This is a genomic window from Bradyrhizobium quebecense (assembly GCF_013373795.3).
Classification (GTDB): domain Bacteria; phylum Pseudomonadota; class Alphaproteobacteria; order Rhizobiales; family Xanthobacteraceae; genus Bradyrhizobium; species Bradyrhizobium quebecense.
Genome location: NZ_CP088022.1, coordinates 6,585,895 through 6,605,534 on the forward strand (window position 1 = coordinate 6,585,895; position 19,640 = coordinate 6,605,534).

A 19,640-nucleotide genomic window follows, 5' to 3' on the forward strand; every position below is an offset into this window, starting at 1 on the left:
TATCGGGCTAAAACACCGAGAATCCACGGGAAAGTGACATTTATTCACCACCCCCGAGCAGCGATCCGTTGCGCTTGGCGCTCTGCAAAAGGGCAAGGAAGACCGCAAAAGAGGCAACGAACAGGATGGCGTTGATGACCAGCGCCCAGGCCATCAGGTCGGCACGGAAGACGTGATCGATCAGGAGCGACCGCATGCCTTCGAACACATAGGTCGGCGGCAACGTCCAGGCGACATACTGTAGCCAGACCGGCAGCACGTCGACCGGATAGTAGATGCAGGCGAGCGGCATCACCGCGAACATCAGCGTCCAGACGATGCTCTCCGCGCCGAGCCCGTTGCGCAGCACGAGCCCCGAGGCGAACACGCCGACCGACCAGCTCGTGAAGATCAGATTGCAGAAGAACGCGATCAGCGGCAGCCCGATGGCGTAGAAATTGAAGCCGAAAAAGAACAGCGCCAGCAGCGTCATCGGGATCACGCCGATGGCGAGCCGGATCAGGCTCATGATCATCAGCGAGAGCAGGAATTCGATCGGCTTCAGCGGGCTCATCATCAGGTTGCCGAGATTGCGCGCCCACATCTCTTCCAGGAACGAGATGGAGAAGCCGAGCTGGCCGCGAAACAGAATGTCCCACAGGATCACGGCACCGATCAGCGTGCCGCCCGCCTTGGCGAAGAAGCCGGATGCCTGCGAGATGTAGTTCTGCAGGAAGCCCCAGGTGATGATCTGCAAGGCCGGCCAGTAGACCAGTTCCAGCAGCCGCGGCCATGACGACATCAAGAGATACCAATAGCGCAGCACCATCGCGTTGATGCGTTGCAGTGAAATGCCGCGCCGCTGATGGCTGACGATCTCGCTCATGGTGTGCCCTCTGGCGCGCCCTCCCGGAGGCGGCCGCGCGCCACGTCGAGAAACACCTCTTCCAGCGTGTCACGGTTGTAGCGCGCCATGATCCCCTCGGGACTGTCGTCATCCTCGATCTTGCCGCGCTTCATGATGATGACGCGGTCACAAAGGCGCTCCACCTCCAGCATGTTGTGCGAGGCCAGCAGGATGGTCGCGTTATGGGTCTTGCGTTAGGTCTCGAGATGCTGCCGCACCCAGTCGGCGGTATCCGGGTCGAGCGATGCGGTCGGCTCGTCGAGCAGCAGCAGGTCCGGCTCGTTGATTAGCGCCTTCGCCAGCGCGACGCGGGTCTTCTGCCCAGCGGAGAGCTTGCCGTTGGAACGGTCGAGGAATTCCTTCAGATCGAGATCGGCGGCGAGCTGCTCGATCCGCTCGCGCAGATGCTTCACGGCATAGAGGCGGCCGAAGATGGTCAGGTTCTGCCGCACCGTGAGCCGCATCGGCATGTCGACATAGGGGCTCTCGAAATTCATCCGGCCGAGCACGTCATAGCGCTGGTCGGGAATTTTCGCGCCGAGCACCGTGACGCTGCCCGAGGTCGGCAGCACCAGCCCCATGATCATCGCGATTGTCGTGGTCTTGCCGGCGCCGTTGCCGCCGAGCAGGCCGGTGATGCTGCCGCGCGCGATCCGGAAGGAGATATCGTCGACCGCGCGGGTGGCCTTGTAGACCTTGACCAGATGCGCAACGTCGATCGCGGCCGATCCGTCCTGATCGGCCGCGGGCGCCTGGTTGGCCGCAGGCGCTTGCGCCTGACCTGTCCCGCGCTGTTGCATATGGCCGTCATTGAGCCATTGCGACAATAAGCGCAAGGCTTGCCCGGCGCGCTTGCGCTAAGTCGCGAATTTGTGCGCCGCCCACGGCACAGCTAAAGTCCCTGATATGACCGACTTCGCTTCGGATTTCCGCCAACCTCGCCGCTATGTCCGCCTGGATACGATCCTGCGGCTGCGCTGGCTCGCCGCGCTGGGCCAGCTCGTCGCGATCTTCATCGTGGCCCAGGGACTGGAATTCGACGTTCCGATCGTCCCCTGCGTCATCATTGTGACCTTCTCGGCGCTGCTCAACCTGGCGCTGCAGGTCGCGTTCAACCCGATGCAGCGGCTGGAGCCGGTCTATGCCGCGGCCCTGCTCGCCTTCAACATCGTCGAGCTCGGCGGTCTGCTGTACTTCACCGGGGGCTTGCAGAACCCATTCTCGTTCCTGTTCCTGGCGCCGGTCCTGATCTCGGCCACCGTGTTGCCGATCCGCCTGACGATCGCGCTCGGCTGCCTTGCGGTCGCCTGCGCCTCGGCGCTGTTCTTCTACCATCTGCCGCTGCCTTGGGATGGTGACGACCCGCTGGTGCTGCCGCCGATCTATCTGATCGGCGTCTGGCTCTCGATCCTGCTCGCGATCGGCGTCACCAGCCTTTACGCATTCCAGGTGACGGAGGAGGCCCGCCAGCTCTCCGACGCGCTTGCCGCGACCGAGCTGATCCTGACGCGCGAGCAGCATCTGACCCAGCTCGACGGTCTCGCCGCCGCCGCCGCGCATGAACTCGGCACGCCACTGTCGACGATCTTCCTGATCTCGCGCGAGCTCGAGAAGACGGTGCACGACCCGGCGATCGCCGACGACCTCAAGACCCTGCGCGAGCAGGCGCAGCGCTGCCGCGACATCCTGAGCAAGATCGCGCAATTGTCATCAAGCGGCGCGCCGTTCGACACCATGAAGCTGTCGACCCTGATCGAGGAGGCGGTGGCGCCGCATCGCGATTTCGGCATCAACATCAAGGTGCGGCTTGCTGTCGCAGCAACGCGCGAACCGGTCGCCGCGCGCAATCCCGCGATCCTTTATGGCGTCGGAAACATTCTCGAAAATGCGGTCGATTTCGCGCACCAGACCGTCGAGGTGAACGCGTGGTGGAACGCCGAAACCATCGAGATCGTCGTTTCCGACGACGGCCCGGGCATCGCACCCGACATGCTGAAACGGATCGGCGAGCCGTATTTGTCGCGCCGCCGGGGCGCAGACGAGGCCCAAAACGCGCGTGGCGGCCTGGGCTTGGGCGTTTTCATCGCAAGAACGCTGCTGGAACGCACCGGAGCCAAGGTGTCGTTTACCAATCGCACCTTCCCCGATCACGGCGCCGTGGTGCAGATCGTCTGGCCCCGAGAGCGTTTCGAAGAAGCCACGCCGGCCGACGAAAACGAAGCCTAAGAACGATTCTTAGTCGCAACTCTGGCATACCGGATGCATCGCTCTTTCCAGAGCTGCACGCGACTTTCGGCTGCCTTGGCAGCGCCGCAGTAGGACCCCATATAATAGGTGCCTGCCACAGGGAAAAATGGATCGTGAACGCCATCACTGAACTGAATGACCATGCCGACCGCTCGCTCCTCATCGTCGAGGACGACAAGCCGTTCCTGGAACGCCTGTCGCGCGCGATGGAGACGCGGGGTTTCGCGGTGAAGTCATGCGACACGGTGTCCGATGGTCTCGCTGAGATCGGCCGCGCCGCGCCCGCTTTTGCGGTCGTTGACCTCCGCCTTGGCGACGGCAACGGCCTCGACGTCGTCTCCGCGTTGAAGCGCAAGCGCCCCGAGGCGCGCGCGATCGTGCTGACCGGCTACGGCAACATCGCGACCGCCGTGACCGCGGTGAAGATGGGCGCCGTCGACTATCTCTCGAAGCCCGCCGACGCCGATGACGTCGTCGCTGCGCTGCTCGCCACCGGCACCGAGAAGTCCGAACTGCCGGCCAATCCGATGTCGGCGGACCGCGTGCGCTGGGAGCACATCCAGCGCATCTACGAGATGTGCAACCGCAACGTCTCGGAGACCGCGCGCCGCCTCAACATGCACCGCCGGACCCTGCAGCGCATCCTCGCCAAGCGTGCGCCGCGCTAAGCGATCGCTTCATATTGTTTTGCGATGGCCGGGCTCGCCCCGGCCATTTGCTTTTGTCCTTTCGTAGGGTGGGTAGAGCGAAGCGAAACCCACGCCTTCGTGCCGTGGCGACAAGCGATGGGTTTCGCTTTGCTCTACCCATCCGACAGATCGTCAAAGCTTATCACCGTCATCCTTGTAAGTCTCGAATCGCCGGATCGGCTAGAATGTCCGGCGCGGTGACGGACGGGAGACCGCTTCATCCCAGGGCATCGAAGCCCGAACCTCAGCGCGGCGCCCCGTCCGTTGTTCCATTGAACCCGAACAGTCGCGAGGGCCGCCTGGCGAGCCCGATTGCGCAAGGAGGGGTGCAGATGGAAGCGATCTATGTTGGCATTGATGTGTCGAAGGACCGGTTGGACGTGCATGTCCGTCCGGGCGAGGAAGCCTTTGCCGTGGCGCGTGACGGCAAAGGCTTGGAAGAGCTCGTTGCGCGCTTGCAGGCGATCTCGCCGGTGCTGATTGCGGTAGAGGCAACTGGCGGCTTCGAGACGATCGTTGCTGCTGCGCTGGCCGGCGCCCAGCTGCCGCTGGTGGTGGTCAACCCGGCCCAAATCCGGCACTTCGCGCAGGCGGTTGGTCAGCGTGCCAAGACGGACCCGATCGATGCGGCGGTGATCGCGCGGTTTGTCGAGGCCGTGAAGCCGGAGCCACGTGCCATGCCGGATCAGGAAGCTCGGCTGCTGGCTGAGCTGGTCAGCCGCCGACGGCAGATCATCGAGATGATCGTTGCCGAGCGTCAGCGCGAGAAGCGCGCCGAGAACGTCCGCGTCCGCAAGAGCCTTGCCCGCCATATCAAGGTCCTCGAGAAGGAGCTGCCGGAGATCGACAACGACATCGACACGCTGGTGCGCGGCTCGCCAGTCTGGCGCGCCAAGGAGGAGCTGCTGGTCAGCTTTCCTGGTGTGAGCAACACCCTCGCGCGGACCTTCCTTGCCGAGGTGCCGGAGCTCGGCACGCTCAATCGGCGCCAGATTGCGAGCCTCGCCGGTCTTGCCCCGTTCACCCGCCAGTCGGGCCGCTGGAAGGGCAAGAGCATGATCGGCGGCGGAAGAGCCAAGCTGCGTGCCGGGCTCTACATGGCCGCTCTGTCGGCCAGCCGATACCATCCGCAGCTCAAGGTCTTCTACCGGCGCCTGGTGACCGCTGGAAAGCCCAAGATGGTCGCCCTCATCGCCGTTGCGCGCAAAGTCCTTACAACCCTCAACGCCATGCTCAGGGACCAAAAACCATGGCAACCCGCTTGACCAAGAACACAGTCGCTGAGGTGCGAGCGCAGCGAGCCTCGAAGGATGAATGGCCCGGCTCGTGGCCGTGCATCCTTCGAGACGCGCGTTCCGCGCTCCTCAGGATGACGGATTACGATAGCGCTTGATGTTAGAGTTCATACCCCTGCGGATCGACCAGGCGATTGATCCGCTGCGCTGCCGCCATCGCAAAGCGCACCGTGATCGCCTTGCGGGTTGCTGCCGACAGCCGATGCTCCGGCGCCTCGCAGTGCAGATGCGCACCGTAGGCGTCGGCGATGATCAGGCCGGTGCCGGCCGGGAAGATTTCGCACGGCAGATCCTGCGTGAAGGCGAAGAACAACCGGTCGCAATGCATCCGGTAGTCCTGCCATTTCTGGTCGGCGCGCAGATCCTCGAGAGATGACTTGATCTCGACGATCCAGATCTCGCCGCGTTCATTCAGCGCGACCAGATCGGCCCGGCGGCCGGACGGCAGCGGCAATTCACTGATGCAGGAAAATCCCAGCGACCTCAGAAGCCGCGCCGTCCCGCGCGCGATCGCCAGCGCGGTCTCCGACTGGCGTCGGTCGGGCGAGGGCACAAGCGCGATCTGGCGGGCGGGCGATTCCATCGCTCAAGAATAGCCGATTCCACGAGAGCATGATCCGGAAAAGTGGAACGGCGCTCCGGGCAGGAACCCACCGCCGCCTCGCCGCTTATCCCACGGCCGCCACCATGGGCGGACCGATGAGGGCTGCCTGGTGATCGACGACCTCTGGTACAAGAACGGCGTGATCTACTGCCTCTCCGTCGGCACCTACATGGATGCCAATGGCGACGGCATCGGCGATTTCAGGGGTCTGCTGCGCCGTCTGGATTATCTGCATGGGCTCGGCATCACTGCGATCTGGCTGATGCCGTTTCAGCCTTCGCCTTGCAAGGACGACGGCTACGACATTGCAGACTATTACGGCGTCGACCCGCGCTACGGCACGCTGGGCGATTTCGTCGAATTCACCCATGGCTGCCGGCAACGCGGCATCCGCGTGATCATTGATCTCGTCGTCAATCACACCTCGGACCAACACGCCTGGTTTCGATCAGCGCGCAGCCCAAAGGACTCGCCTTACCGCGACTGGTATGTCTGGTCGGACAAGAAGCCCGCTAATGCCAACACGGGCATGGTGTTTCCGGGGGTGCAGAAATCGACCTGGACGCGCGACAAGCAGGCAGGAGCCTGGTACTTCCATCGCTTCTACGATTTCCAGCCGGACCTCAACACGTCGAACCCGCACGTACAGGCCGAGATCCTCAAGATCATGGGGTTCTGGATCCAGCTCGGCGTCTCCGGCTTCCGCATGGACGCCGTGCCCTTCGTGATCGCAACCAAGGGCGCCTCCGTGCGCAAGCCGGTCGAGCAATACGACATGCTGCGATCGTTCCGCGAATTCCTGCAATGGCGCCAGGGTAACGCGATCATCCTCGCCGAAGCCAATGTCTTGCCCGAAACGGACATGGAGTATTTCGGGCGCGACGGCGACCGCATGCAGATGATGTTCAATTTCCACGTCAATCAGCATCTGTTCTACGCGCTGGCGTCAGCGGATTCGAAGCCATTGGCGAAAGCCTTGACGGCGACCAAGCCACGGCCCGCGACCGCACAATGGGGCCTGTTCCTGCGCAATCACGATGAACTCGATCTCGGCCGCCTCACCAAGGCCCAGCGCGAGACGGTGTTCAAGGCATTCGGTCCCGACAAGAGCATGCAGCTCTACGACCGCGGCATTCGTCGGCGCCTTGCGCCCATGCTGGGCGGCGATCGGCGGCGCCTGGAGCTCGCCTATAGCTTGATGTGCACGCTTCCCGGCACGCCCGTGATCCGCTACGGCGACGAACTCGGCATGGGCGATAATCTCGACCTGCCCGAGCGCACTTGCGCGCGCACACCGATGCAATGGTCGACCGAGCCGCATGGCGGCTTTACCGAGAGCGATCGGCCATGTGTGCCCGTGATCGACGAAGGCCCCTACGGCTATGAACACGTCAACGCCGCCAAGCAGCGACGTGACCCGAATTCGATGCTGAACTGGACCGAACGCATCATCCGCATGCGCAAGGAAGTCCCCGAGATCGGCTGGGGAGACTTCAAGGTTATCAGCAGCCGAAATCCTGCCGTCCTGGTCATTCGTTACGACTGGCGCAACAACTCGGTGCTGTTCGTGCACAATTTCGCGGAAAAGCCACTCGAGATATCGTTCGACGTTGGGCTGCCCGATGACGCCGGCAATCACCTCGTCAACCTTCTGACCGAGGATCACAGCCGCGCCGACGATAGCGGCCGTCACAAGCTTCTGATCGAAGCCTACGGCTATCGCTGGTACAGGGTCGGTGGGCTCGATTACCTGCTCAAGCGTAGCGATATCGACACCAAGGAGCCCCGTACGTCGCGTTAGGCATGATCCGGAAAAGTGTGAAGCGGTTTTCCGAAAGGATCATGCCCAAACACGAAGCTAAAGCGTGACGATGATTCAACCTGATCTCATCGCGCTTTAGTCGTCCTGATGCGGCCCGAGGATCACGCCCTCATTGCCGCGCAGATCGAGCACGCCTTCGACCTTCTCGCCCTGCCGGTCCATGAAGGTCGAGAGCAGAACCTCGTTGCTGAAGCCGATCGCGCTGGAGGAGACCGATGCGGGGGCCGCGCCGAAGTTCAGCGCGATCACGGCCACGCCCTCGGCGCTGCGCCGCCGGTAGAGTAGGACATCGCCGTGCGCCGTCACCGGCTCATAGCTGCCATGGACGAGCTGCGGCAGCTTTCGCCGCAACGAGATCAGCGCCTTGTAAAGGTTGAGGATCGACGCTCGCTCCGCCTCCAGGCTTGCGACATTGTCGCTTGCGAAATCCTGCGCAAGCGGCAGCCACGGCCTGGCGGTCGAGAAACCTGCATAGCGCTCGGCGCTCCATTGCATCGGGGTGCGGCAGCCGTCGCGGCCGACGCCGATATCAGGCACGTTCTTCTCGAAGGGATCACGCACCTCGTCCGGCGCAATCGCAACCTGGTGCATGCCGATCTCGTCGCCGTAATACAGCGTCGGCGTGCCGCGCAGCGTCAGCAGCAGCATCGCGGCGACCGGTGCCTGTGCAGGCCCCACCCGGCTCGCCACCCGCGGCCGGTCGTGATTGCCGAGCACCCAGTTCGGCCATGCGCCCGGCGGCAGCGCCTTTTCGTAATCGGCAATGATCTGCTCGACCGAGCGCGCGCTCCACAAGGTCGACAGCAGCGCGAAATTGAACGGCATCTGCGCACCGCGCAGATCGTTGCCGTAATAGGCGACCAGCCGGTGCAGCGGCAGATAGACCTCGCCGATCAGCACGCGGTTGTCGAACTCCTCGGTGACGCGGCGCATCTCGGTGATGACCTCATGCACTTCGAGTTGATCGGTCGAATATTGCGTCAGCACCTTCTCATGCGGCGGCCGGCCCTCGCGATAATGCGGATTCGGCGGATTGTTGCGGAATTCGGCATCCTTGATCAGGTGCCAGATCACGTCGACACGAAAACCGTCGACGCCCTTGCGCAGCCAGAAGCGCATCACATCGTAGATCGCATCTCTTACCTCGCGATTGCGCCAGTTCAGATCGGGCTGCTGGGTCAGGAACGCGTGATAGTAGTACTGGCCGGAGGCCTCGTCATACGTCCAGGCGCTGCCGCCGAACTCCGACAGCCAGTTGGTCGGTGGACCGCCATCCGGCGCCGGATCGCGCCAGATGTACCAGTCGCGTTTCGGGTTATCGCGCGAGCTCTTCGCTTCGATGAACCACGGATGCTGATCGGATGTATGGTTCGGCACCAGGTCGAGGATCAGCTTGAGGCCGGAATCGTGCGCAGCCGCGACCAGCGCGTCGAAATCCTCCATCGTCCCGAACAGCGGGTCGATGCCGGTGTAATCCGAGATGTCGTAACCGAAATCGGCCATTGGCGAGGGGAAGATCGGCGACAGCCAGACGGCGTCGACGCCAAGCCGCGTCAGATAGGGCAGTCGCGCGATGATCCCCCTGAGATCGCCGACGCCGTCGCCATCGCTATCCCCGAAAGAGCGCGGATAGACCTGATAGAAGATGCCACGCCGCCACCAGTCCCTGCCGTCCTGATCCATCCCGTCCCCCCAAGCTCGCAGCCCGGTCCAGGCCGCCCCGCGCCCCGGGGCGGCCTGTCGGTTCAGGGATGACGCATAATTCGGGACGGAAAAATGGCTGCAATGCGTCAGTGGCGGGCGATCGCTAGCTGATAGATCGTGATCAGCACCTCGAACAGGATCAGGAAGACGATGATCAGCTCCAGCCGCAGCGAGCGGCTGGTGTCGATGATATCGGTCAGCACCTGCGCGGTTTCAGCCACGACTGCGAGTTTGCGGTTCAGCGATTCCGCACGCTCCTTCAATTCGTACTCGTCCTCGAGCCGGGCATAGAGCCGCTCGAGATGCGGCTTGTCCCAGAGGATGTCGGGCTTCTCCGACACTTCGACCGGTCCGGCCACGCGATGCCGCACCAACAGCGCGTTGCCGATGTGCTTGAGGATCGCGACGCGGCCGCCATGGACCTGGCCGCCCTTCGCAAGCTCGCGCGCCAAAGGCTCGGTCGTGTCGAAGACGGCCCGGACCTCACGCTCATGCCGCGCCAGCACCACGCTCTTGGCCAGCGCCTCGCCGACCAGGATCAGCCGCTCCGGCGACAGGCTTTGCAGATAGATCGGGCCGCCCGGCGGAATCTGGTCCTCCTTCTCGGCCGCGAGCTCGATGATCGCGATCTCCTCCTCGCGCCGCGTGAATAATCCGGTCATGCGCGACTGCAGGCTGCGCAGGAATTCATCCTCCTCCAGCGCGTTGAGACCGATCAGAACGACGACGCCATAGCGGAACAGGATCGCCACACCATTGTCATTGACACGAAACGCCAGCGGCGTCGTGGCCAGCACGTCGCCGCGCTCGAGGCCGGACGTGTTGATGCGGTCCGCGACGAAGAAGGCGCGGGCGGTGGTCCGGGGTCCGCCGAGCGGTGAATTGGGGGCTTGGGTCATGAAGTTCCGGACTGCGAGGACTTAGATCGTGATCAAGAGCAACCGCGTACCGGCCTGCTCACGAACATGTTCTGCTGGAGGCGACCTTATCACGGTCCGTTTTGGGATCACACGCCGGGGCCGACGCATTTCCCGAGCGTGTTGACGGCATTTTCCGGTAGCCTATGGTGCCCCCATGAACGAGACAACCGATACCAAACCGAAGGCCGGAGCGATCATCGTGCCGGTGACGCTGTTCGAGCAGAACTGCACCATCATCTGGCACGAGCCGACCAAGAAGGCCGTGGTGATCGACCCTGGCGGCGACGTGCCGAAGATCCAGGCCGCGATCGAGCAGACCGGCGTGACGGTCGAGAAGATCTGGCTGACCCACGGCCATATCGACCATGTCGGCGGCGCCGCCGAATTGCGCGACGCGCTGCAGGTCAAGATCGAAGGCCCGCATATTGCGGACAAATATCTGCTCGACAACGTCGTCTCGAGCGGCGAGCGCTTCGGCATGACCGGGGTGCGCAATTTCGGGCCGGATCGCTGGCTCGACGAGGGCGATCAGGTCTCGATCGGCGACCTCACCTTCGACATCCTGCACTGCCCCGGCCATTCGCCGGGCAGCGTGGTTTTCTTCAACAAGGAGCTGCGCTTCGCCCATGTCGGCGACGTGCTGTTTGCCGGCTCGGTCGGGCGCACCGACCTGCCGGGCGGCAGCCATCCGACGCTGATTCAATCGATCAAGCAGAAGCTGCTGCCGCTCGGCGACGATGTCGGCTTCATCTGCGGCCACGGCGCGGGATCGAGCATCGGCCAGGAGCGGATGACGAACCCGTTCCTGACCGGCGAGATGTAACTACTTCATCAACCGTTACTTCATCAGGCCTGCGGCGGTCAGCGCCCGCGTGATGACGGCGCCGACGTCGACACCCTTGCTCCGTCGCTTGCGCGGCCGGTCGCTCTTGCGGCCGGATACTGCCTCGGGCTCGGCCGCAGGCACCGGGATCGTCATCGAGATCGTGTCAGCGCGCTCGCGCGGGATTCCGGTCGGAGCAATATGCGGCTGACGGACCTTGTCGGTCAGGCCGAAGAAGCTCGCGATGTGATACGACGAGGAGATCCCGGCCTCGATCAGGAACGCGCCCTCCACGCCATAGCGCTCGTCATTGTCGGCCAACCCGAGCGGCGTGCCATGCGCCATGTCGGTGATGCTGAAGGATTCGACCAGCGTTTCGCCATCGACATTCCACCAGACCTCGCGCGGATGGCCGTCGACATCCGCCTTCGACATTGCCGCCAGCGGCAGGCCGTGAACGTCGAGCCACTGCCGGACGATCGCATCGGCATTGCCGGGATGTACGGTGCGGTCGGCGCTGCCATGCCACACCGAAAGCCTCGGCCATGCGCCGTCATGCGTGGACGCGTTGCGGACGAAACCGCCGAGTTCGGGCGCGGACAGTGCGCTCGCATGCATCATCGCATGCAGCGCTTCGCGCAGATCGGTGGCGACGCCGAACGGCAGGCCGGCAATGATGGCGCCGGCCGCGAACACATCCGGATAGGTCGCGAGCATGACCGAGGCCATCGCGCCGCCGGCGGACAGTCCCGTCACATAGATGCGGCGCGGATCGATCTGATGCGCGCCGGCCATGTGCGCGATCATCTGCCGGATCGAACAGGCTTCACCCTGCCCGCGCGCGATGTCCTGCGGATTGAACCAGTTGAAGCAGGTGTTGCCGTTGTTGACGGCCTGCTGCTCAGGCATCAGCAACGCAAAGCCGTAATGCTTCGCCAATGTCGACCAGCCGGCGCCGAGATCATAGGACGCAGCCGTCTGGCCGCAGCCATGCAGCACCACGACGAGCGCGGGCGACCGCGCAAGCTGCGGGGGCACGAACGAGAACATCTTCAGATCGCCGGGGTTGACGCCGAATTCGGTCGTCTCGACGAGCGGCGTCGGCACGGCCGGCGCAAGCGCGCCGAGACCGCTAAACGCGTTCATCTTGGGCAGATGACGCAAAAATTCGACGTTGTTGACCAGGGACAACAGCAACTCCTGAGGTGATTTATTCTTCTGTGTCACCCGATCAGATAATTGCTGCACTGCAAAATGAAAAGGCCGTGTGCTGTCTTTGCCTGCGGAAATGTGAGAATCGGCGTTAACGCGTGATCGCGCCGAGGACCGATCGAAATAGTTGCCGTAGCACCTTGTTCGAACGTGAACTTTTCGAAAATCGGCGCCAGATCCCTACGGATTCATGCGCTCGCGCGGCGCATCCATGACAGAAATGCGGCTGAAATAATGATCGACAGCCCGAACAATGCGCATGCCGCAAACAGCGCCAGATGTGCTGATTTCGCGCTCTCCACGGCGAAGAACACCGCGCCGATCGCGGCGACGCCGGCCGCGTTACCGATCTGCGTGGTCGTGCCGTACATGCCGGAGCCGGCGCCTGCACTCGCAGGCTTCACGCTCGACAGCACCGCATTCGACAGCGGCGCCATCACCAGGCCCTGACCATAGCCGAAGATGACAAGCACCAGCGCGAGCAACAGCGCCGATGGTGATGCGATCGCCTGGACCGTCGCGACCAGCACACCGAGGCCAACGATCTGCAGCGCGCAGCCCTCGATCAGCACCAGCGTGCCGCGGTGCCTGGCGCGCATGCCGCTGTGGCGCGAGGCAATCACGAAGGTCAGCGCCAGCGGCACGAACACCAGCCCCGCCTGCAACGGCGGGATCTGCAAGCCCTGCTGCATGAACATGGTCATGACCAGGTAGAAGGACAGGTTCGCAAAGAAGAAGAAAAACACCGCGACCAGGCCGCGCATGAAGGCGCGATCCGACAGCAGCGACAGGTCGATCAGGGGCATGCCGCCACGGCGCGCGACGCTGTGTTCGAGACGCACGAAGGCCGCGATGATCGCAACACCAGCGGCCATCGCCAGCCACACCCACGCCGTCCAGTTGAGATCGTGACCGAACAGCAGCGGCCCGATCAGGCACAGCAAGCCCGCAAACAGCACGACCGCGCCCGGGATATCGAGCCGCGTGCCGGCGCGGCGCGGCACCGTCGGCATGATCTTCAGCGCGGCTGCGATGATGATGACGCCGAACGGCACGTTGACGAAGAACACCGCGCGCCATCCGAGGCCGGCGAGATCGAGCGTCACCAGCACGCCGCCGAGCAGGAAGCCGGCCGCGCCGGCCAGCCCCAGCACGATGCCGTAGATGCCGAACGCCCGTGCACGGGCGGCATCGGAGAACAGCAGATGCAGCGTCGCCAGCACCTGCGGCACCATCAGCGCCGCCGTCGCGCCCTGTGCCAGCCGTGCGACGATCAGCTCGGGTCCGGATTGCGCGAGACCGCACCACAGCGAGGTCACCGAGAAGCCCGCGACGCCGGCGATGAACACGTTCCTGGTGCCATGGATATCGCCGAGCCGGCCGCCGGTGACCACCAGAGTGGCATAGGCGATCAGGTAGATCGCGATCACGGCCTCGATCTGGGCGGGCGTCGCGTGCAGCTCCGCCGCGATCGTCGGGATCGCGACGTTGACGATGAAGGCATCGACGCCGAACATGAACTGCGCGGCGACGACGATCGCAAGCACCCACCAGCGGCGGGAGGTCTCCGCGCGCGTCGATACGATCTGGTGCATGCCCTGTCCTGCCCGAAATGACGTTGCGGCCGACATCAGCAGATTCCGGTCATCGCTTCGATTACCCGCGAGGTAGGTAGAGGATCACAGACGCTCGACCCGGCTCCAATTTGCGTTGACGCGCTGGGAAACATTCCGGAGGGCGGCAATCGCCGCCGATTTGCGCAACAACCATGCGGGCGCCGCAGCCCCGGAGCATTGCCTTGCCTCGGGCCACCCCGTAGGTTGGCGGAAAGCCCCCGACAACAATAAGCCGGAGAGAACGACCCATGGCGCGCCTCAAGTTCGGAGCCTTCCTCGCCCCGCATCACCCGATCGGCGAGCATCCGATGCTGCAATTCCGCCGCGACCTCGATTTCGTCGAACAGCTCGACGCGCTCGGTTATGACGAATTCTGGTGCGGCGAGCACCATTCCTCGGGCTGGGAGACGATCGCCTCGCCGGAAATGTTCCTGGCCGCCGCCGGCGAGCGCACCAAGCGCATCAAGCTCGGCACCGGCGTGATCTCGCTGCCCTATCACCATCCCTTCAACGTCGCGCAGCGCATGGTGCAGCTCGACCACATGACCGGCGGCCGTGCCATCTTCGGCTCCGGCCCGGGCGCGCTCGCCTCCGACGCGCATACGCTCGGCATCGACCCGATGACCCAACGCGACCGCCAGGACGAGGCGATCGCGGTGATCCGCCGCCTGTTCAACGGCGAGCGCGTCACCGCGAAGACCGACTGGTTCGAGATGCACGACGCCGCGCTGCAGATCCTGCCGCTGCAGGAGGACATGCCGTTCGTGGTGGCCTCGCAGATCTCGCCGTCCGGCATGACGCTCGCGGGCAAATACGGCATCGGCATCATTTCGCTGGGCTCGATGTCGACCCAGGGCCTGATGGCACTGCCGCAGCAGTGGCAATTCGCCGAGGACGCCGCCAAGAAGGCCGGCACCACGGTGAGCCGTTCCAACTGGCGCGTGCTGCTGTCCTGGCACATCGCCGAGACGCGCGAGCAGGCGCGGCGCGAGGCCGGCGCCGGGCTGCTGCGCTGGCACAACGAATATAACGTCGGCACCTTGATGCGGCCGGGCCTGACCGCGTTCGCCTCGCCGGACGAAGCCGTCGACAAGACCGCCTTCGTCGAAGGTGCTGCCTCCACCATCGGCACGCCGGATGATCTGATCAAAATGATCAAGAACCTGGTCGACGTCTCCGGCGGCGTCGGATCGATCATCGGCTTCGCCCATGACTGGGCCAATCCAGAAAACACCCGCCGCAGCTGGGACATGGTCGCGCGCTACGTCGTGCCCGAGATCAACGGCTATATCGACGGCCTGCGCAAGTCGCGCCAGTTCGTGATCGACAACCGCGCCGTGTTCGAACGCGCCGGCCAGGCTGTCATGGCCAAGATCATGCAGAACGACAAGGCCGCCGCCGCGCTTCAGCATACCGGCACCGGCCGCGTCGCGATCCCGGCCGTGAATGCGCCCGACCTCGCGAAGGAAGCGGCGAAGCAGAAGGTGTGATTTGCTACCCTCGCCCCGAGGGGCGAAGGTAACGCACGTCGCGCTACACCCACACCCTCGTCCTGGCGAAAGCCAGGACCCATATCCACTGCACTCGGTGATGAACGGGATCGCGGCCCCAGCATCGCGCAACAATTGAGATTTGGGGTAATGGGTCCTGGCCTTCGCCAGGACGACGTCGAATTTGTTGCGCGGCCGGTGAGTCATACTTCCGCGTTCTCGCGACATGATCTGTCCGAGCTTTGCATTTCGTTCCGCCCTCTCATGAATAGAGGGCGCAGGGAAAGCCGGGTGCCGATCGCACCCATGGGCCCCGTGCAAAAGGTAGAAAGCACGGGGGTAGGACCACAGGTGTAACCGGAAACACTCCGGCTTTCCCTGCGCGATGGGTTACGGCTTACTTCGTGCTCTCCCCGGCGAGACTGGGCTTGTTTGTCACCGTCTTCACAACGCGCATCGCGCAATGCGAAAAGACACCTGCCACTAGGGCGTCAGGACCACACGACTTCACCGTCCGCTTCAGTCACACTCGTCAGCCGTGACATCCGCGTCCACCGCATCCCACACCGCGTTCGTGACGATCGCGATCCGCCCCTCGATCGGGTGAGACAGACATATTGAACATCTGAGTTGGGTGAAACGCGAAACGAAAATTTGCCCGTCGGGTTAATTTGTCGCAGCCTCGTGCTCCGACGACGATGGCTTATGTCGCCTTGTGGGCCCGAAGCGGCCGCCAACAGGTCCGTGCTTTATACCATCAGATCGGGATGATCTTTATAGATACTCTCCAGAAGCATAGTGTCTACCCGAGCGATGATATCGCCGATCGATGTCCTCAATCTCAGAAGCTCATCTGTTGGAGAGCCTTCTTTGGCGAGCGTGAGCGCCAAGGACAACTCCTCAATGACGCGCTCTGCGTGCTGCTTAAATCTTGCGGCTGATTTCGCGTCCATGAGGCGATCTCATTTTCTCGCGGGAACACTTTGCCGAAGCCAATCTGCTTCGGGAATTTGGCGCTTCTTCGACCTGCCTCCGTTTGCCCGAAGCAGACATGCACTCATATCGAAACTCGACGTGAACACACGCCCCATCACAAGCCGCATCGAGACAACGCCTCCCCCCTCCGCTTGCGAGATAGATGAACAGTTACGCCACCGCCCCGATCCCCACCACATCGATGCCATCCACACGGCCACGGATCGGAAGCTGGCCGAGATCGCTGACCGGAAATGGCGGCGGCGCGGCGAAGCGCGCCATTGCCGCGCGCGAGGCGAGGAAGCCGCCGTCGACCTTGCGGCTCAGCTCCTCCAGCCGCGCCGCGGTGTTCATGACGTCGCCGTTGAACACGATGGCCGGCTTGATGTCGCCGATCTCGCCAACGATCACCGGCCCGAAATGCAGGCTGCCCCGGATCTGCGGCGCCGCGCCGAACTCGCGCTCGAATTGCGACGCCGCCTTCCGCAGCGCTGCGCGCATCGCCACGAAGCACCGCAGCGGCCGGCAGTCAATCGCCCCATGGTGTTCCGGCCAGGTCACAATGATTTCGTCGCCGACATAGTTCAGCACCTCGCCGCGATAATCCACGACAGATTCCGTGAGCAGACGAAAGGTACGATCGAGAAAGCGGTGAATGCCGATGCCGCCGAGCCGTTCGGCAAGCCCGGTCGACCCTGCGATATCGACGAACAGCACGAAGCGGTTCTCCTCGACCGGGGAGTGATAGCGGCCGGAGACGAAGTTCATGAAGACGCGCGGGCCGATCAGGTTGGCGATGCTGAAACCCAGGTTCAGCAGCACCGAGACCGCGGCGGAATAGGCGATGCTGACACCGAAATCCGCGATCGAGGTTTGCAGTGGAAACCCGGCAACCCGTTCGCCGACCTGGAGCAATTGTATGACGATGATGATGACAGCGTAGATCGTGCTGCGCACAGCGAGAAGCCCGACGAAGGACAGGCGATTGAGCCGTTCCATCATCGGGCCCTGAAGGATGAAGAGTTCGACCCCTCCGATCGCCACACAGGTGACGAAGGCATAAGCGAATCCCGCAACCAGCGGCCCAAGCGTATGACGGCCTTGCACGAGATTGATTCCGATGCTCGCCACCACGCCCGCGACAATGACGGCGACCAGATAGCGCAGCCGGCGTTCAAGCTTCGCGTTCATGCTCCCGCCCCGGTGACAGCGTCACCCCGCCCCCTGATCGAACGCCTTGCGCAGCGCGACGTAGCCCGCCTGCTGCTGGCTCCAGTTGCGGCCGCCGGTCATGGCGCCGTCGACGACGAGGTCGTGGCCGTTGATGAAGCTCGATTCGTCGCTCGCCAGAAACACCGCGGCATGCGCGATGTCGTCGGGCAGGCCCGCGCGCGGGATCGGCTGCGCCGCCTTGTAGACATCGCGCATCACGGCCGAAGTCTTCTCGGCGGCTTCGGTCGGCAACCCCAGCGCCTTGCCGAAAATGCCGGTGGCGATCGCGCCGGGCGAGATCGAGTTGACGCGGATGCCGGACTCGCCGAGCTCCATCGCCACGCATTTGGTGAAATGAATCACCGCGGCCTTCGCGGCGCCGTAGACCATCGACGACGAGAAGCCGGCGAGCCGGCCGGCGATGCTGCCATTGTTGATGATGCTGCCGGAACCCTGTTGGCGCATGATGGGCGCAACATGCTTCATGCCGAGCATGACGCTGCGTACCAGGGTTGCCATCGCAGCGTCGAACCGCTCGACGTCGAGGCCCTCGATGCCCCCGGTCTGCGCCGGGCCGCCGGCATTGTTGAACAGGCAGTCGATCCGGCCGAACTTCTCCACCGCAAGCGCGATCAGCGCCTGCATCTGCTGCTCGACCGTGACGTCGGTCTGGCGAAAGATGCAGTTGCCGGCGAGCCGGCGGGCCAGTGCCTCGCCCTCCGCCGCGCGGCGTCCGGCGATCACGATCCTCGCGCCCTCCGCGACAAAGATCTCGGCCGTGCGTAACCCGATGCCGCTGGTCGCCCCAGTGATCACCGCGACCTTGCCGTCCAGCCGTCCCATGCCGATCCCCCAACTTACGTATGATGTTGCGGATATTCCCCAGCCGCTCCTGACAACGCAAGCGCAGGTGCGGTTAACGGCCGGCGAGGTCCGCCTGTGGCCAGAAGGCCACAACTGCGGTTTTTCGGTCGCAGCGGCCTTATTTTGGATCGCCTGTTCACGTGAACTGGAACGACCGATGGTGAAGTGGATCGACGATTTCAGGGCGAGTTGGCGGGGCGATGCGCCGCCATCGCTGCTGCTTGCGGTCAGCTTCGCCGTGCTCTGTCTCGTTTTGGCCACGGCCGCCCGGTTCGGGCTGGCCCAGATCAGACCGGACGTGTTCTTCACGCCCTATTTCCCGGCGGTGTTCTTCGCGACCGCCCTTGGCGGCTTCCGGATCGGGATCGCAACCGCGCTGGCCAGCGGCCTGCTCGGCGTCGTGCTCAATTTCAGCAGCGCGCACGCCGACCCGGCGCGCTTTGCACTGCTGATGATCTTCTGGGTGGTGTGCGGCATCGCGATCTGGGGGGTGGAGCACTACCGTTCCCTGGTCGCGCAGCAGCGCGAGGTTTCCAAGCGGCTGATCGAGGAGGAGCAGTACCGCAAGATCGTGGTCGATGAATTACAGCACCGGCTGAAGAACAAGTCCTCGACCATTCATGCGGTGCTGCATCAAGCGCTGCAGGACCGGCCCGATGTCTGGCAGCGCATCGACCATCGTATCCGCGCGCTCGCGGCGACCGACGATCTGATCGCGCGGGTCGACGGCTATGGTTGCGATATCAAGGATTTGCTGCGCTCGGAGCTCGGGCCCTACGGCCACGTGCGGTTCAATCTCAATGGCGAGCAATTGTTCCTGCCCGCCAAGCTCGCCGTCTCGCTAGCGCTGATCTTCCATGAGCTCGCAACCAACGCCGGAAAATACGGCGCCTTCTCCTCGCCGCGCGGATTTCTGCAGGTGTCATGGACGGTGGACGATGGGCGTCTCAACGTGATCTGGGACGAAACCGAGGGACCGGTGGTCGAGGTCGTCGGCGAAGCCGGCTTCGGCACCAAACTCTTGAAGTCGGCGCTGCGGCCGTTCGACGGCAAGACCGAGATCAGTTACCTGAAGACCGGTGTTCACTGCACCATGCAGTGCAATCTCCCCAGCTGTTGATAAGTCTGCTTTTCGGCACACGCGCTTTGTTTGCGCGTGCCGATGCAACCGCGCGCGCCGCAATCGCTTTCACCGGCGGCCGATGCCGACATTGATACTCTGTTAATGACGATTGCCGCGACGGCTTGCGAAAGCAGCCCGGGTCTCTTTCTGTCACGGCC

General features: G+C 63.7%; 16 protein-coding genes and 1 pseudogene. 7 read left to right on the top strand and 10 right to left on the bottom strand.

Annotated features, from left to right (window positions below; genetic code table 11):
- Nucleotides 1-40 precede the first annotated feature (40 nt).
- Nucleotides 41-865 (bottom strand): ABC transporter permease, encoded by an 825-nt coding sequence (locus HU230_RS31680; RefSeq protein ID WP_176534782.1) that lies wholly within the window; start codon nucleotides 863-865, stop codon nucleotides 41-43.
- Nucleotides 862-1,686, bottom strand: a pseudogene (locus tag HU230_RS31685) (ABC transporter ATP-binding protein). Before HU230_RS31685 ends, HU230_RS31680 begins: the two are co-directional and overlap by 4 nt.
- Before the next feature lie 106 nt (nucleotides 1,687-1,792).
- On the opposite strand from HU230_RS31685, the gene HU230_RS31690 reads away from it, so the two are divergent.
- The 3 genes from HU230_RS31690 (at nucleotide 1,793) to HU230_RS31700 (ending at nucleotide 5,087) form a co-directional block, all read left to right on the top strand.
- Entirely contained in the window at nucleotides 1,793-3,112 is a 1,320-nt protein-coding gene (locus HU230_RS31690; protein ID WP_176534781.1) for an ActS/PrrB/RegB family redox-sensitive histidine kinase, read from the top strand.
- 134 nt (nucleotides 3,113-3,246) lie between these two features.
- Nucleotides 3,247-3,801, top strand: a complete 555-nt coding sequence (locus tag HU230_RS31695; protein WP_016845514.1) for an ActR/PrrA/RegA family redox response regulator transcription factor — start codon at nucleotides 3,247-3,249, stop codon at nucleotides 3,799-3,801.
- A gap of 353 nt (nucleotides 3,802-4,154) precedes the next feature.
- Nucleotides 4,155-5,087, top strand: a complete 933-nt coding sequence (locus HU230_RS31700) for an IS110 family RNA-guided transposase (protein ID WP_176534813.1) — start codon at nucleotides 4,155-4,157, stop codon at nucleotides 5,085-5,087.
- 130 nt (nucleotides 5,088-5,217) lie between these two features.
- Here the strand turns inward: HU230_RS31700 and HU230_RS31705 are convergent, their stop codons facing one another.
- Nucleotides 5,218-5,700 carry an MmcB family DNA repair protein gene (locus HU230_RS31705; protein ID WP_176534780.1) on the bottom strand — a complete coding sequence of 161 codons (483 nt, stop codon included), beginning with the start codon at nucleotides 5,698-5,700 and terminating at the stop codon, nucleotides 5,218-5,220.
- 130 nt (nucleotides 5,701-5,830) lie between these two features.
- On the opposite strand from HU230_RS31705, the gene HU230_RS31710 reads away from it, so the two are divergent.
- On the top strand, nucleotides 5,831-7,522 hold the full coding sequence (locus tag HU230_RS31710) for an alpha-amylase family protein (RefSeq protein WP_176534779.1): 1,692 nt from the start codon (nucleotides 5,831-5,833) through the stop codon (nucleotides 7,520-7,522).
- Between the two features lie 96 nt (nucleotides 7,523-7,618).
- Here the strand turns inward: HU230_RS31710 and HU230_RS31715 are convergent, their stop codons facing one another.
- Both HU230_RS31715 and HU230_RS31720 read right to left on the bottom strand, forming a co-directional pair.
- Nucleotides 7,619-9,226 (bottom strand): alpha-amylase family glycosyl hydrolase, encoded by a 1,608-nt coding sequence (locus tag HU230_RS31715; RefSeq protein ID WP_176534778.1) that lies wholly within the window; start codon nucleotides 9,224-9,226, stop codon nucleotides 7,619-7,621.
- A gap of 107 nt (nucleotides 9,227-9,333) precedes the next feature.
- Complete coding sequence (locus HU230_RS31720; RefSeq protein WP_176534777.1) at nucleotides 9,334-10,146, bottom strand: RMD1 family protein; 813 nt, start codon at nucleotides 10,144-10,146, stop codon at nucleotides 9,334-9,336.
- A 175-nt stretch (nucleotides 10,147-10,321) separates the two neighbouring features.
- On the opposite strand from HU230_RS31720, the gene HU230_RS31725 reads away from it, so the two are divergent.
- Nucleotides 10,322-10,990, top strand: a complete 669-nt coding sequence (locus HU230_RS31725; RefSeq protein WP_176534776.1) for an MBL fold metallo-hydrolase — start codon at nucleotides 10,322-10,324, stop codon at nucleotides 10,988-10,990.
- Nucleotides 10,991-11,005: 15 nt separating this feature from the next.
- On the opposite strand, the gene HU230_RS31730 is transcribed toward HU230_RS31725, so the two are convergent.
- A complete protein-coding gene (locus HU230_RS31730) occupies nucleotides 11,006-12,181 on the bottom strand; it encodes an extracellular catalytic domain type 1 short-chain-length polyhydroxyalkanoate depolymerase (protein WP_176534775.1) in 1,176 nt (391 codons plus the stop codon).
- 209 nt (nucleotides 12,182-12,390) lie between these two features.
- Nucleotides 12,391-13,797, bottom strand: a complete 1,407-nt coding sequence (locus HU230_RS31735) for an MFS transporter (RefSeq protein ID WP_176534774.1) — start codon at nucleotides 13,795-13,797, stop codon at nucleotides 12,391-12,393.
- Nucleotides 13,798-14,066: 269 nt separating this feature from the next.
- On the opposite strand from HU230_RS31735, the gene HU230_RS31740 reads away from it, so the two are divergent.
- Nucleotides 14,067-15,308: an LLM class flavin-dependent oxidoreductase gene (locus HU230_RS31740; RefSeq protein WP_176534773.1), complete on the top strand. Its 1,242-nt coding sequence runs from the start codon at nucleotides 14,067-14,069 to the stop codon at nucleotides 15,306-15,308.
- 749 nt (nucleotides 15,309-16,057) lie between these two features.
- Here HU230_RS31740 and HU230_RS31745 read toward each other — a convergent pair.
- From HU230_RS31745 to HU230_RS31755, 3 genes are all read right to left on the bottom strand, one after another.
- Nucleotides 16,058-16,261: a hypothetical protein gene (locus HU230_RS31745; RefSeq protein ID WP_176534772.1), complete on the bottom strand. Its 204-nt coding sequence runs from the start codon at nucleotides 16,259-16,261 to the stop codon at nucleotides 16,058-16,060.
- A gap of 193 nt (nucleotides 16,262-16,454) precedes the next feature.
- Nucleotides 16,455-17,474, bottom strand: coding sequence for an adenylate/guanylate cyclase domain-containing protein (locus HU230_RS31750; RefSeq protein WP_176534771.1), 1,020 nt, complete (start codon nucleotides 17,472-17,474; stop codon nucleotides 16,455-16,457).
- A 21-nt stretch (nucleotides 17,475-17,495) separates the two neighbouring features.
- A complete protein-coding gene (locus tag HU230_RS31755; RefSeq protein ID WP_176534770.1) occupies nucleotides 17,496-18,338 on the bottom strand; it encodes an SDR family NAD(P)-dependent oxidoreductase in 843 nt (280 codons plus the stop codon).
- Between the two features lie 178 nt (nucleotides 18,339-18,516).
- Here HU230_RS31755 and HU230_RS31760 point away from each other — a divergent pair, with 178 nt between their 5' ends.
- Nucleotides 18,517-19,479: a sensor histidine kinase gene (locus tag HU230_RS31760; RefSeq protein ID WP_176534769.1), complete on the top strand. Its 963-nt coding sequence runs from the start codon at nucleotides 18,517-18,519 to the stop codon at nucleotides 19,477-19,479.
- Nucleotides 19,480-19,640 lie beyond the last annotated feature (161 nt).